The organism is Kineococcus sp. R86509, assembly GCF_042466365.1.
Taxonomy (GTDB): Bacteria; Actinomycetota; Actinomycetes; order Actinomycetales; family Kineococcaceae; genus Kineococcus.
In genome coordinates this window covers 2,903,466-2,917,428 of the sequence record NZ_JAXHCE010000001.1, presented here as the reverse complement: position 1 = coordinate 2,917,428, position 13,963 = coordinate 2,903,466, and the positions used below count along the sequence as shown (strand labels likewise).

Here is a 13,963-nt window from a genome sequence, read left to right as displayed (position 1 = left end):
CCACTGATGACGCTCTCCGACAGCACCGCCGGCCTGCTCCAGATCGGCCTCCTCGTCGTCCTGCTCGCCGCGGTCCACGTTCCTCTCGGCGACTACATGGCCCGCACCCTCACCAGCGCGAAGCACCTGCGGGTGGAACGGGGGATCTACCGCGTCCTGCGCGTCGACGGTGACGCCGACACCCGGTGGCCGGTCTACGCCCTCTCCGTCCTCGGCTTCTCGACCGTCTCGATCCTCTTCCTCTACGCGTTCCTGCGCCTGCAGGGCCACCTCCCGCTGTCGCTGGGTTTCGGCGGCATGGAACCGACCCAGGCGTGGAACACCGCGGTGTCGTTCGTGACGAACACGAACTGGCAGTCCTACTCCGGGGAGTCCGCGCTGGGGCACCTGGTGCAGATGGGCGGCCTGGCGGTCCAGAACTTCCTCTCCGCCGCCGTCGGCCTCTGCGTCGCGGTCGCCCTGGTCCGGGGCCTGGTCCGCGTCGGGACCGGCACCATCGGCAACTTCTGGGTGGACCTGGTGCGCAGCACCCTGCGCATCCTGCTGCCGCTGGCCTTCCTCGCCGCGATCGTCCTCGTCCTCACCGGGGTCGTGCAGAACTTCACCGGCGCGACCGCGTACACGACCCTGACCGGCGGGACGCAATCGATCGTCGGGGGCCCGATCGCCTCGCAGGAGGCCATCAAGGAACTCGGCACCAACGGTGGTGGGTTCTTCAACGCCAACTCCGCGCACCCCTTCGAGAACCCGACCGCGATCTCCAACCTGTTCGAGATCTTCCTCATCCTCGCGATCCCCTTCAGCCTGCCCCGCACGTTCGGGACGCTGGTCGGCAACCAGCGCCAGGGGGGCGCGATCCTCGCCGTGATGGCCGGCATCTTCGCCGTCTCCAGCGCCGTCACGCTCTACGCCGAGACCCACGCCCTGGGCACCGTCCCGCAGGCCGTCGGCGCGGCCATGGAGGGCAAGGAGACCCGGTTCGGCGAGTGGGCCTCGGCCCTGTTCGCGACGGCGACGACGTCGACGTCGACGGGGGCCGTGAACTCCTTCCACGACAGCTACACCGCCCTCGGCGGCGGCGCCCTGCTGGTCAACATGATGCTGGGCGAGGTCACCCCCGGTGGCGTCGGTTCGGGCCTCTACGGGATGCTCGTCCTGGCGATCATCACCGTGTTCGTCGCCGGGTTGATGGTCGGACGGACCCCGGAGTACCTGGGCAAGAAGATCGGCCAGCGCGAGATCACCCTGGCCGCGCTCTACATCCTGGCCACCCCGTTCGCGCTGCTCGTCGGCGTGGCGATCGCGCTCTCGAGCGAGTCCACCCGCGCGATGATGCTGAACTCCGGGCCGCACGGTCTCAGCGAGATGCTGTACGCCTTCGCCTCGACGGCGAACAACAACGGCAGTGCCTTCGCCGGGGTCAGCGTCAACACGCCGTTCTACAACGTCGCCCTCGGACTGTGCATGTACATCGGCCGGTTCCTCCCGATGCTGCTGGTCATCGCCCTCGCCGGCACCTTCGCCCGGCAGCGACCCGCCAGCGTCACCGCCGGGACCCTGCCCACCCAGACCGTCACGTTCGCCGGCATGCACGCGGCCGTCGTGGTCGTCGTCACCGGTCTCACCTTCTTCCCCGCCCTCGCCCTCGGACCCCTCGCAGAGGCACTCGCATGAGCACTCCGACCCTCCCCGACACCACGAACCCCGCCGCGGCGGGAAACCCCGCGAGCGCGGGACCGCACCGGATCGCGAGCGGTGCCTTCAGCCCGCGCCAGCTCGTGAGTTCCCTCCCGGACGCGTTCCGGAAGCTCGACCCGCGCCACCTCGTGCGGACGCCGGTCATGTTCGTCGTCGCCATCGGTGCCGCGCTCTCCACCGTGCTGGCGATCACCGACCCGTCGGTCTTCGCCTGGGTCATCGTCGCCTGGCTGTGGATCACGGTCCTGTTCGCCAACCTCGCCGAGGCCGTCGCCGAAGGGCGCGGCCGCGCCCAGGCGGCGTCCCTGCGCAAAGTCAGCTCGGACACCACCGCGCGTCGGCTGGTGGACCCCACCGGGTTCCACGGCGACGAGGTCAACGTCCCCTCCAGCCAGTTGCGGGTCGGTGACCTCGTGGTCGTCGAAGCGGGCCAGACCGTCCCCGGTGACGGCGACGTCGTCGACGGGGTCGCCAGCGTCGACGAGTCGGCCATCACGGGCGAGTCCGCTCCGGTCATCCGCGAGTCCGGCGGCGACCGCAGCGCCGTCACCGGTGGGACGACGGTCCTCTCGGACCGGATCGTAGTGCGGATCACCGCGAAACCCGGGGAGAGCTTCGTCGACCGGATGATCGCTCTCGTCGAGGGTTCCTCGCGTCAGCGCACGCCCAACGAGATCGCCCTGAACATCCTGCTCGCCAGTCTCACCCTGGTGTTCCTGCTCGCCGTGGTCACGTTGCAGCCCATGGCCATCTACTCCGGGCGGCCGCAGTCCCTCATCGTGCTGGTGGCCCTGCTGGTCTGCCTCATCCCGACCACGATCGGGGCGCTGCTCTCCGCGATCGGGATCGCCGGTATGGACCGGTTGGTGCAGCGCAACGTCCTGGCCATGTCCGGGCGGGCCGTCGAGGCCGCCGGTGACGTCGGGACGCTGCTCCTCGACAAGACCGGCACCATCACCCTCGGGAACCGGCAGGCCCACGAACTCGTCGCCGCGCCGGGGATCGACATCACGGAACTCGCCGACGCCGCCCAGTTGTCCAGCCTCGCCGACGCGACTCCCGAGGGCCGTTCCGTCGTCGTCCTGGTCAAGGAGCGCTACGGCCTGCGGGGCCGGGCGGACGGGGAACTGCCCGGGGCGACCTTCGTCCCGTTCACCGCCCAGACCCGCATGTCCGGGGTCGACCTCGTCACCGACGAGGGTGAACGCCAGGTCCGCAAGGGCGCAGCCGCGGCCGCGACCCGCTGGGTCCGCGAACTCGGCGGTGACGTCGCCCGTGAGGTCGACCAGGCCGTCGAGGACATCTCCACCGCGGGCGGAACCCCACTCGTCGTCGCCGAGAACCGCGACGGTCGGGCCCGCGTCCTCGGGGTCATCCACCTCAAGGACGTCGTCAAGGAGGGCATGCGCGAACGCTTCGAGCAGCTGCGCGCCATGGGCATCCGGACCGTGATGGTCACCGGGGACAACGCCCGCACCGCGCAGGCCATCGCCCTCGAGGCCGGCGTCGACGACGTCCTGGCCGAGGCCACCCCGGAGGACAAGCTGGAACTCATCCGCCGGGAGCAGTCCGGCGGGCGGCTCGTCGCGATGATGGGTGACGGCACGAACGACGCACCGGCGCTGGCCCAGGCCGACGTCGGGGTGGCGATGAACACCGGTACCTCCGCCGCGAAGGAGGCCGGGAACATGGTCGACCTGGACTCGAACCCGACGAAGCTCATCGAGATCGTCGAGATCGGCAAGCAGCTGCTCATCACCCGCGGCGCGCTGACCACGTTCTCCATCGCCAACGACATCGCCAAGTACTTCGCCATCATCCCGGCGATGTTCGTCACGACGTTCCCGCAGCTCGACGCGCTGAACATCATGCGGCTCTCGACCCCGGAGTCGGCCATCGTCTCCGCCGTCGTGTTCAACGCCCTCGTCATCGTCGCGCTCATCCCGTTGGCCCTGCGCGGGGTGCGTTACCGGCCCTCCAGCGCGGCGGCCCTGCTGCGTCGCAACCTGCTGGTCTACGGCCTCGGCGGGATCGTCGTCCCGTTCATCGGCATCAAGCTCCTCGACCTCGTCATCTCCACCATCCCCGGGATCGGCTGATCACCATGTCCACCACCACGCTGCGCCCCTCGGCCTCCATCTCGAACCTGCTGCGCCAGTCCCGCACCGGTCTGGTCCTCCTCGTGGGCGCCACCCTCCTGCTCGGCGTGATCTACCCGCTCGCCGTCTACGGCGTGGGCCGATTCGTCCCCGGCCGCGCCGACGGCCAGGTCGTCAGCGTCGGCGGGACCCCGGTCGGCTCGGCGATCATCGGCCAGACCTTCGACGGCGACGAGTGGTTCGCCTCCCGTCCCTCCGCCGCCGGCGACGGGTACGACCCGCTGGCCTCCTCGGCCTCGAACCTCGGCCCCGAGTCCACCGACCTGGCGAAGCTCGTCGAGGAACGCCGGGCGGCCGTCGCCGCCGCCGACGGGATCGCCCCGGCCGACGTCGCCCCGGACGCCCTCACCGCCTCCGGCAGCGGTCTCGACCCCGACATCTCCCCCGAGTACGCGCAGCAGCAGATCGCCCGCGTCGCCGCCGCCCGCGGCCTCACCGACCAGGCCGTCGCCACCCTGGTCGCCGAGCACACCCAGGACCGGGCGCTGGGTTTCCTCGGTGAACCCCACGTCAACGTGCTCGAGCTCAACCTCGCCCTGAAGCGCCTGGCACAGGGCTGAGTCGGCCGGTGCTGAGGGAGCGGTACGCGAACGAGCGCCGGGGACGGTTGCGGGTGTTCCTCGGGGCGGCGCCCGGGGTCGGCAAGACGTTCACGATGCTGGACGAGGCCCGTCGACGCTGCGAACGCGGGGTGGACGTCGTGGTCGCGGTGGTCGAGACCCACGGCCGTCCGCAGACCGCCGCGGCCCTGGGTTCCCTCGAGGTGCTCCCCCGCCGCAGCGTCGAACACCGCGGTGTCGCCGTGCAGGAGATGGACCTCGACGCCGTCCTGGCCCGCCAGCCCGAGGTGGCCGTCGTCGACGAACTCGCCCACACCAACGCTCCCGGTTCCCGCCACGAGAAGCGCTGGCAGGACGTCCAGGAACTCCTGGCCGCCGGGATCGACGTCGTCTCCACGGTCAACATCCAGCACCTCGAATCCCTCAACGACGTCGTCGAGTCCATCACCGGCGTGGTGCAGCGGGAAACCCTGCCCGACGAGGTGCTGCGCCGCGCCGAGCAGGTACAACTCGTCGACATGACGCCTGAGGCGCTGCAGCGCAGGCTCTCCCACGGTAACGTCTACGCCGAGGAGAAGGTCGACGCGGCGCTGTCGAACTACTTCCGCATCGGCAACCTGACGGCCCTGCGCGAACTCGCCCTGCTCTGGCTGGCCGACCGCGTCGACGAAGGGCTGGAGCGGTACCGCGCCCAGCAGGGCATCTCGACGAGCTGGCCGACCCGCGAGCGGGTCGTCGTCGCCCTCACCGGCGGCGCGGAGGGCGAGACGCTGGTCCGCCGCGCCGCCCGCATCGCCGGCCGGGGGGCCGGGGGGGAACTGCACGCCGTCCACGTCGCCAGCGGCGACGGTCTCGTCCGCACCTCCCCCGCCCGCCTCGCCGCCCAGCGGACGCTGGTCGAGAACCTCGGCGGCACCTACCACCAGGTCGTCGGGGACGACGTCGCCGAATCCGTCCTCGGGTTCGCGAAGGGTCTGAACGCCGCGCAGATCGTGGTCGGCGCGAGCCGGCACGGGGGCCTGTCCTCGTTGTTCCGCTCCGGGGTCGGCGATGCCGTCGTCCGCGGTTCCGGTGCCATCGACGTCCTCGTCGTCACCCACGACCAGCAGGGTCAGGCGTTGCGGCTACCCGCCCCGGCCCGTGCGGCCCTCTCCCGCAACCGTCGGATGCTGGGGTGGGTGCTGGCCCTCGTCGGCCCGGCGCTGGTCACGCTGCTGCTGGTGGCCGTCCCGCAGCAGGAACTCGCCACCGACCTCATGGCCTTCCTCGTCGTCGTCGTGGTCTCCGCCCTCGCCGGCGGGGTCTGGCCGGCGCTGGCCTCGGCGTTCCTCGGGAGCCTGGCGGTGAACTGGTTCTTCACCCCACCCGTGCACCAGCTGACCATCGCCCAGCCCGCGAACGCCGTCGCCCTCGCCGTCTTCCTGCTCGTGGCCGTCGCGGTCTCGAACACCGTCGACCGCGCCGCCCGACGCACGGTCGAGGCCACCCGCAGTCGCGCCGAGACGGAGGCGTTGTCGGTGCTGACCCGCACGGCGCTCGTCGCCACCCACCCCCTCGACGAGGCGATGGAGCACACCCGTCGCACCTTCGCGGTCGACTCCGTCACCCTCCTCGAACGCGACGACGCCGCGGCGCCCTGGCGCATCACCACCACCGCCGGGGCCCCGGTCTGCACGACCCCCGCAGAGGGGGACGCCGAGGTCGTCGTCGAGGACACGTTCTCCCTGGCCTTGCGCGGACGCCTCCTCAGCGCCGACGACCGACGCGTCCTGGAGGCCTTCGCCGCCCAGATCGCCGCGCTGCGCCAACGGCAGCGGTTGCGCGCCGAGGCCGCCCAGGTCCGCCGGCTGGAAGAGGGCGACGCCGTCCGCGGTGCGCTGCTGACCGCCGTCTCCCACGACCTGCGCACCCCGCTGGCGACGCTGAAGGCGTCCGTGGACAGCCTGCGAGCCGTCGACATCCAGCTCGGCGAGGCCGACCGTGCGGAGCTGCTCGCCGGGGTCGCCGACTCCGCCGACCGGCTGCAGGCGCTCATCGACGACCTGCTCGACCTCACCCGCGTGCGGAGCGGGATCGTCGAACCGCACATGCTCGTGGTCTCCCTGCACGACGTCCTCGAACTCGTCGTCGCCGAGGTCGGTCCGGGTGTCGACCGCGTCACCGTCCCCGAGGACCTGCCCCTCGTCTCCACCGATCCCGGCCTCCTGCAGCGGGTCGTCACGAACCTGGTGCAGAACGCGCTGCGCCACGGGAGGGCCGCGGGGGACCGCCCGGGGAGCGGGGTCGAGATCCACGTCCAGGAGAGCGTCGAGAACTCCGACCGGAGGGTTCGCCTGCTCGTGGTCGACCACGGACCCGGTCTGCCCGCGGCGGCGAAGGAACAGGCCTTCACCCCCTTCCAGCGTCTGGGTGACCGTTCCGGCGCGGGCCTCGGCCTGGGTCTCGCCGTCGCCCGCGGCCTGGCCGAGGCCGTCGGCGGTCGCCTCCTGGCCGAGGACACCCCCGGAGGGGGGCTGACCATGGTGCTCGACCTCCCTCTCGCCGGGAACGCCCACGAACTGGCCGAGACCGGGTCGCGCTCGGACACCGGATCCCCGGTCGGCACGGTGTGAGCCGCGTCCTCGTCGTGGAGGACGAACCCGGGCTGCGGCGGACCCTCGACATCCACCTCAGCGCCCGCGGCTGGGACGTCTCGACCGCCGCCGACGGCCGGACCGCGCTGACCCTGGCCGAGCGGGAGCCGGACGTCGTCCTCCTGGACCTCGGGCTGCCCGACATGGACGGCCTCGAGGTGCTGAGCCGGCTGCGGGAACGCGGCAGGACACCCGTCGTGGTGCTCACGGCCCGCACGTCGACCGCGGACACCGTCGCCGCCCTCGACGCCGGCGCCGACGACTACGTCACCAAGCCGTTCAGCTTCGAGGTGCTCATCGCCCGGTTGCGGGCCGCCACGCGGCGGGACGCGAGGCCGGTCCGGCAGCACACCCTGTTCGAGGCCGGGGCCCTGCGCATCGACCTCGACGCACCGTCGGTCACCCGGCACGGGGCGACGGTGAAGCTCACGCCCATCGAGTGGCGGCTGCTGCGGGTCCTGCTCGGGCAGGCCGGCCGGCTGGTCGGTCAGCAACGCCTGCTGAGCGAGGTGTGGGGACCGACCTACGGCCACCAGACGAACTACCTGCGGGTCTACCTCGCGCAGATGAGGCGCAAGCTCGAGGACGATCCCGCGCGTCCGCGCCACCTCATCACCGAGCCCGGGATGGGGTACCGGTTCGACCCGTGACCCGATCGCCGCCGGGTCGCGCGCCCGTCGGAAACACCGACGAAACCCGGGTAGGAGAGGGTGGGGTATGACGACGAGACGTGTGCACATCGGGTGCGAGTTCGTTCACTCTGCGCAGTGGAGTGTCCCGGCCATCGCCCAGGTCACACCTCGACGTGACGAAGACGTCGCCATCAGTGACGAGCAGTGGGTGACCGAGCCCGGTATGGAGCGCCGGACGTACACCGACGTCTACGGCAACGAGTGCGTGCGCTTCACGCTCCCGGCCGGCCGTTCGGTCCTGCGCTACGACGCCGTCGCCGAGGTCGCGGACGCGCCCGAGGACGCCGACGAGGACGCACCCGAGATCGCCCCGACCGACCTGCCGGACGAGGTGCTGCTCTACACCCTGCCCAGTCGCTACGTCGTCCCGGACGTCCTGGCCGACGAGGCGTGGACCCTGTTCGCCGAGACCCCGCGCGGCTACCGACGGGTCCAGGCCATCTGCGACCACGTCAACAAGCACCTGCAGTTCCAGTACGGCAGCAGCACCGCCCTCTCCACGGCGGCCGACGTCAACGCCAGCGGCTACGGCGTCTGCCGCGACTTCACCCACCTGGCCATCACCTTCTGCCGGGCCCTGAACATCCCCGCCCGCTACGTCTTCGGCTACCTGCCCGAGATCGACATCGAGCCGACCGACGCCCCCAGTGACTTCGCGGCCTGGATGGAGGTCTGGCTGGGCGATCGCTGGTGGACGTTCGACCCCCGCAACAACACCCGGATGAAGGGCCGTGTTCTGATCGGACGGGGCCGCGACGCGTCCGACGTCGCCATGTTGACGACGTTCGGGGCACCGTTGCTGGAGTCGATGGTCGTTCACGCCGAGGAGATCTCATGACGTTGACAGCCGGAGTGACCACCCGGCCGGGCCTCCTCGACCACCGCGCCCTCGACCTCGAGGGGGCAGCGCGAGTCACGTACCGCCTGGAGCAGACGTTCCGCTACGACTACACCGAGCCCGTCACGTCGGTGCGCCAGCGCCTCGTCATCGTCCCGCCGGCCCGCCACGGCGACGCGACGCTGGTCCACCACTCCCTCGACGTGCTGGGCGCGGTCTCGCGCAAGACCATCCGTCACCACGGCGGCAGCAGCGACAGCAGCAGCGTGGTGCGGGTCAGCGCCGACCGGGTCGAGGAGTTCATCGAGTTCCGGCTCACGGCCCACGTCGAGCGCGCCGGCGACCGCCGTCTCGCGGAACTGCCGTCGAAGGCGCTGCGCGACGCCCGCTGGCGGCAGCTGACCCGCCTCACGACCCCCGACGCCGCGCTGCACGACTGGGCCGCGGAGCTCCACCGCGACGGCGAGCGCCCCGAGGACACAGCGCAGCGGATCTGCTCGGCCGTGCACGCCCGGATGACCTACGAGTTCGGGATCACCGGGACCTCGACGACCGCCGCGCAGGCCCTCGCCGGTGGCCGGGGTGTCTGCCAGGACTACGCGCACATCGCCCTGGCGCTCTGCCACGAGCTGGGTCTGCCCGCCCGCTACGTCTCGGGCCACCTGCTGGGCCAGGGCGGGACGCACGCCTGGTTCGAGGTGCTCGTCGACGCCGGGGACCGCGTCGTCGCGATCCCGTTCGACCCCTGCAACGACCGCCGCGCCGGTCGGGGGTACCTGACCATCGCGACCGGCCGCGACTACGCCGACGTCGCCCCCACCGCGGGGACCTACGAGGGGCCGCTGTCCGGGCAGTTGAGCTCCACCCGCCGGCTCGGGGTCGTCTCGCTCGCCTGATCCGTCGCGGCGGTCCGCGTCAGTGCGCCTTCTTGCGGTGCACCGTGACGGACAGGACGAGCACGATCACCGCACCCACGACGAGCCCGATCACCGCGCTGGAGAACGTGTTCACCAACCAGCCGACGACACCGCCGAGGGCGCCGGTCGCGTCGTGCGCGGCCTCCTCGAGGTGGTGCACGAAGGAGTAGACGGGGTGCCAGCCGAGTTCGTCGGTCCCGACGAGCAGGATGTGCCCGCCGACCCACAGCATGGCGGCCGTGCCGACGACGGTGAGGAACGTCAGCAGCTTCGGCATCGCCGCGACCAGGCCGCGACCGAACCGGGCGGTGCCGGCGCCGTCGCGACGCGCGAGGTTCAGGCCGACGTCGTCCATCTTCACGATCAGCCCGACCGCCCCGTAGACGAGCAGGGTGATGAGCACGCCGACGATGATCAGGATGACCAGGCGCGCGAAGAACGGCTGGTCGGCCACCTCGTTGAGCGAGATCACCATGATCTCCGCGGACAGGATGAGGTCGGTGCGGATCGCGCCGGCGACGACGGTCTTCTCGTCCTTGGGTCCCTCGTCCGCGCCGTGGCCGTGACCGCTGACCTTGGCCCAGACCTTCTCCGCGCCCTCGAAGCTGAGGTAGGCGCCCCCGAGCATGAGGATCGGGGTGAGCAGGAAGTCCGCGAACTGACTCAGCAGCAGGATCACCGGCAGGATGATCAGCAGCTTGTTGCGCAGCGACCCGATGGCGATCCGCTTGATGATCGGCAGTTCACGGTCGGGGGTGAGACCCCGGACGTACTGCGGGGTGACGGCCGCGTCGTCGACGACGACCCCGGCCGCCTTCGCGCCGGCCTTGGCGGCTGCGGCGCCGATGTCGTCCATCGAGGCGGCCGCCGCCCGGGCGATGAGCGCCACGTCGTCCAGCAGGGCCACGAGTCCACCGCTCACGCGCGGGATCCTTCCGTCGTCAAGGCCCCGGACGTGCGTCCAGGACGCGCCCAGGTTGTCACGAGAGCCCGCAGCGCCCCACCCGCAGGAGACCGGCGACGTCAGCGGGGGATGTGCAGGTCGTACTGCGCGACCTTCCGGTAGATCGTCGCGCGGCTCATCCCGAGTTCCTCGGCGGCCTGCTTCACGCTCATCCCGGGCGTGGTGAGGCAGCGCACGATCTCCTCGCGTTCGACGGTCTCCAGCCGGCTCAGCCGGTGCGAGGACCCGCTGAACACCTCGGCGGGGAGGTGCCGCACGTCGATCGTGTCCGCCTGCAGCGCAGCGCGCCTGACCACGGCGTGCAGCTGGTCGACGTTGCCCGGCCAGGAGCAGCCCTCCAGGGCCCGAGCCGCCGCGGGGGTGATCTCGAGGTCGCGGCCGCGGGTGTGCCGGACGACGTGCGCGGCGAGCGGGAGGACGTCGGAAGGTCGCTCGCGCAGCGGCGGGACGGCCACGACGGCGTCGACGAGCACGGCGAGCGGAGCGGGGACCTCCGCGAGGTCCTCGGCGGTGAGGACGACGGGGAGGTCCGGTCGCAGCCTGCGGGCGGCGGCGATGAGGGCGCGCAGTTCCTCCGCCACCCGGGCCGGGAGGTGGTCGACCTCGCACACGACGACGGCGGTGTCGGCCTTGCCGAGTTCCGGTGACCACAGCGCCAGCCACCGTTCGAGGTCCTGCGCGGCGGGTGGGCTCGCCGACAGGATCCGGTCGTGCGGGCGGACCCGGCGCACCGCCTGGGCGAGCAGGGTCGAGCGACCGGCGCCGCGTTCCCCGACCGCCACGACGACCCGCCCCTCGCGCACGGAGCGTTCGCACTGCGCCGACGCCTCGCGCCAGGCCCGGGAGAGGCCCTCGACCGTCCCGCTGCCCGGCTCGAGGGTTCCGTGCTGCACGTGGAACACCTCCCCGCGCGGGGCGGGCCGCGGGGTGCGGCCGCGCGAGCGGGCCAGCATGAGGGCCGACGTCGCGCCGGCCGCGGACTGCGCGAGGGCGAGCAGCAGCTTCCCGGGCTGCTCGGCCCAGGTGGTGATGTTGACGCTGCCCTCGAGCCGGCCGCTCAGCGGGTCGAGCACGGGGACGGCGGCGCAGGTGTAGCCGGCGAGGCTGGCGCTGTAGTGCTGCTCGGCGCGGACGACGGTCGGCAACCGGTCGGCGAGCGCGAGTCCGAGCCCGCTGGTCCCGGCCTCGCGCTCGGAGAACGCGAACCCCGGGGCGAGGTGCACGGCGTCCAGGCTGCGCAGCAGCGAGGTGTCGCCCGAGAGCCGGTTGAGCACGAGGCCTTCGGCGTCGGTGAGCATGAGGCTGACGGGTTCGTCGACGAGCGTGCGGTGCAGTCCGGTCAGCACCTCGCGGCCGCACTCGTAGAACAGCGACTCCCGTTCCCACGTCCCGGAGAAGACCGGTTCGACGTCCCCGGTGCGCACGCCGTAGTCCTCGCTGCGACGCCAGGACGCAGCCAGCCGGTCGTCGACCTGGACCCCGCCGCGCACCGGGCGCGGGTCGAGGCGTCCGGTCTCCTGCCGTCGAGCACCGTCGCTCACGCCCACCTCCCTCGTGGTGGACCCAGCGTACGACCTCGACACCCGCCCGCACGAGGGTCGCCGTCTCAAAGTGAGACACCGGAACCACCGCAGCGACCCCCGGCGTCCCTACGGTCGTGCCCACGCACCGCCCCGTCACCGGAGATGGAGAGCAGCATGTACACCAAGGACGGCGAGAAGTACTTCATCCTCGACGCGCACGTCGCGCTGTGGGACGCCCGCCCCGAGAACCAGCGCAACGTCCACGGCAAGCAGTTCATCGACTGCTTCTACGACTACCACCGCAACCTCAGCCCGGCCTCGGAGCTGTGGTCCTACGAGGAGTACCTCTACCAGGGCGGTGAGCGCCTGCTCCACGACCTCTTCGACATCGGCTACGTCGACCACGCGATCTTCCAGCCGGCCCGGCTCGGGGAGTTCTACAAGAAGGGTTTCGGTCAGACCGAGGAGGCCCTCGCGATCACCCGGGCCAACCCGGACAAGCTGACCTACAACCACTACTTCGACCCGCGCGACGGTGAACGCGGCCTCGACCAGCTGCGCCAGGACGCGGAGGAGATGCACCTGAAGGGCGTCAAGCTCTACACCGCCGACTGGCACGGCGACTCCCGCGGGTACAAGCTCTCCGATCCCTGGACCTACCGCTACCTCGAGGTCTGCCGCGAGCTGGGGATCAGGAACATCCACGTCCACAAGGGGCCGACGATCCGGCCCCTGGACCGCGACGCCTTCGACGTCGCCGACGTCGACCACGCCGCGACGGACTTCACCGACCTGAACTTCATCGTCGAGCACTGCGGGCTGCCACGCCTCGAGGACTTCTGCTGGATCGCGACCCAGGAACCCAACGTCTACGCAGGCCTGGCCGTCGCCATCCCCTTCATGCACACCCGGCCGCGCTACTTCGCGCAGATCATCGGGGAGCTCCTCTACTGGCTCGACGAGAACCGGATCTTCTTCTCCAGCGACTACGCGCTGTGGACGCCGAAGTGGCTGGTCGAGACGTTCGTGGACTTCCAGATCCCCGAGGACATGTCGGAGTACGCACCGCTGACCACGGACCAGAAGAAGAAGATCCTCGGCCTGAACGCCGCCGCCGTCTACGGCATCGACGTCCCGGCCGAACTGCAGGTCGCGAACCCGCCGGCGATGGCGGAGCCGCAGGCCGTGGCGGTGGCCTGATGACGCTCACCACTCTCGACCGGCGGCAGGAGGTCACCGACGCGTTGTCGGTCGTCCTGGACCCGGAACTCGACGAACCCATCACCGACCTGGGCTTCGTCCGCTCCGTCGACGTCGACGGGGCGTCGGTCACGGTCCACCTGCGACTGCCCACGTCGTTCTGCTCGCCGAACTTCGCCTACCTCATGGCCTTCGACGCCAAGGACGTCCTGGTGGACCTGTTCTGGGTCGAGCGGGTCGTGGTGGAACTCGACGACCACCACGACTCCGACCTCATCAACGCCGGTCTCGCCGCCGACGCGGGCTACCGCGGGACGTTCGGGCACGAGGCCGAGCAGGACCTGGAGGAACTGCGCCTGACGTTCCGCCGCAAGGCGCACACCGCGGCCATGGAACGGGCCCTGACCCTGTTGCTGCGCGCCGACCCGGAACTGCGCGAGGAGGACCTGGGTGAGGTGACGCTCGCCGACCTCCGGGACGAGCGGACCACCCTGGCCCTGGTGCGTCGTCGCGTCGCCCTGGGGATCTCCTCGGAACCCGGCGCCAAGGTCCTCGTCAACGAGCACGGCGACTCCTACCCCCGCGCGGAGGTCCCGCTGCGACTGCGTCGCGCCCGCTCGACCCGCATCTCCATCGACGGCAACGCGCACTTCTGCCGGGGTCTGCTCGCCACCCGCTACCCGGGTTCGGCGGCTGACCAGGTTCCCCGGCCGGAAGGCGCCGAACCCGGTGACCACCCACTGCTGCCCCTCACCGTCCACCCGGAGGCGACGTCATGA

The 13,963-nt window shown here is 71.4% G+C and carries 11 protein-coding genes; 9 read left to right on the top strand and 2 right to left on the bottom strand.

The features are described 5' to 3' along the window. Window positions 1–6 precede the first annotated feature (6 nt). The 7 genes from kdpA (at window position 7) to SJY07_RS14300 (ending at window position 9,476) form a co-directional block, all read left to right on the top strand. Window positions 7–1,674 carry a potassium-transporting ATPase subunit KdpA gene (kdpA, locus tag SJY07_RS14330; protein WP_380160006.1) on the top strand — a complete coding sequence of 556 codons (1,668 nt, stop codon included), beginning with the start codon at window positions 7–9 and terminating at the stop codon, window positions 1,672–1,674. Continuing rightward, window positions 1,671–3,797 carry a potassium-transporting ATPase subunit KdpB gene (gene kdpB, locus SJY07_RS14325; protein WP_328293568.1) on the top strand — a complete coding sequence of 709 codons (2,127 nt, stop codon included), beginning with the start codon at window positions 1,671–1,673 and terminating at the stop codon, window positions 3,795–3,797. The genes kdpA and kdpB overlap by 4 nt, the downstream gene beginning before the upstream one ends. A 5-nt stretch (window positions 3,798–3,802) precedes the next feature. After that, window positions 3,803–4,417: a potassium-transporting ATPase subunit KdpC gene (gene kdpC / locus SJY07_RS14320; protein WP_328293569.1), complete on the top strand. Its 615-nt coding sequence runs from the start codon at window positions 3,803–3,805 to the stop codon at window positions 4,415–4,417. Window positions 4,418–4,425: 8 nt separating this feature from the next. Next, a complete protein-coding gene (locus tag SJY07_RS14315; protein WP_328293570.1) occupies window positions 4,426–7,029 on the top strand; it encodes a DUF4118 domain-containing protein in 2,604 nt (867 codons plus the stop codon). Continuing rightward, entirely contained in the window at window positions 7,026–7,700 is a 675-nt protein-coding gene (locus SJY07_RS14310) for a response regulator transcription factor (protein WP_328293571.1), read from the top strand. Before SJY07_RS14315 ends, SJY07_RS14310 begins: the two co-directional genes overlap by 4 nt. A 190-nt stretch (window positions 7,701–7,890) precedes the next feature. Continuing rightward, window positions 7,891–8,580, top strand: a complete 690-nt coding sequence (locus SJY07_RS14305) for a transglutaminase family protein (protein ID WP_328293572.1) — start codon at window positions 7,891–7,893, stop codon at window positions 8,578–8,580. Beyond that, window positions 8,577–9,476, top strand: a complete 900-nt coding sequence (locus SJY07_RS14300; protein WP_380160002.1) for a transglutaminase domain-containing protein — start codon at window positions 8,577–8,579, stop codon at window positions 9,474–9,476. Before SJY07_RS14305 ends, SJY07_RS14300 begins: the two co-directional genes overlap by 4 nt. A 19-nt stretch (window positions 9,477–9,495) precedes the next feature. Here the strand turns inward: SJY07_RS14300 and SJY07_RS14295 are convergent, their stop codons facing one another. Beyond that, window positions 9,496–10,419: a DUF808 domain-containing protein gene (locus SJY07_RS14295; protein WP_380160000.1), complete on the bottom strand. Its 924-nt coding sequence runs from the start codon at window positions 10,417–10,419 to the stop codon at window positions 9,496–9,498. Between the two features lie 101 nt (window positions 10,420–10,520). After that, complete coding sequence (locus SJY07_RS14290; RefSeq protein ID WP_380159998.1) at window positions 10,521–12,002, bottom strand: helix-turn-helix domain-containing protein; 1,482 nt, start codon at window positions 12,000–12,002, stop codon at window positions 10,521–10,523. Between the two features lie 156 nt (window positions 12,003–12,158). On the opposite strand from SJY07_RS14290, the gene SJY07_RS14285 reads away from it, so the two are divergent. Together SJY07_RS14285 and SJY07_RS14280 are read left to right on the top strand one after the other, a co-directional pair. After that, window positions 12,159–13,184: an amidohydrolase family protein gene (locus SJY07_RS14285; RefSeq protein ID WP_380159996.1), complete on the top strand. Its 1,026-nt coding sequence runs from the start codon at window positions 12,159–12,161 to the stop codon at window positions 13,182–13,184. Beyond that, a complete protein-coding gene (locus tag SJY07_RS14280) occupies window positions 13,184–13,963 on the top strand; it encodes an iron-sulfur cluster assembly protein (RefSeq protein ID WP_380159994.1) in 780 nt (259 codons plus the stop codon). Before SJY07_RS14285 ends, SJY07_RS14280 begins: the two co-directional genes overlap by 1 nt.

Excerpts from the sequence above, each read along its gene's own strand:
- kdpA (WP_380160006.1), top strand. The coding sequence starts at position 7 with ATGACGCTCTCCGACAGCACCGCCGGCCTGCTCCAGATCGGCCTCCTC.
- kdpB (WP_328293568.1), top strand. The coding sequence starts at position 1,671 with ATGAGCACTCCGACCCTCCCCGACACCACGAACCCCGCCGCGGCGGGA.
- kdpC (WP_328293569.1), top strand. The coding sequence starts at position 3,803 with ATGTCCACCACCACGCTGCGCCCCTCGGCCTCCATCTCGAACCTGCTG.
- SJY07_RS14300 (WP_380160002.1), top strand. The coding sequence starts at position 8,577 with ATGACGTTGACAGCCGGAGTGACCACCCGGCCGGGCCTCCTCGACCAC.
- SJY07_RS14285 (WP_380159996.1), top strand. The coding sequence starts at position 12,159 with ATGTACACCAAGGACGGCGAGAAGTACTTCATCCTCGACGCGCACGTC.
- SJY07_RS14280 (WP_380159994.1), top strand. The coding sequence starts at position 13,184 with ATGACGCTCACCACTCTCGACCGGCGGCAGGAGGTCACCGACGCGTTG.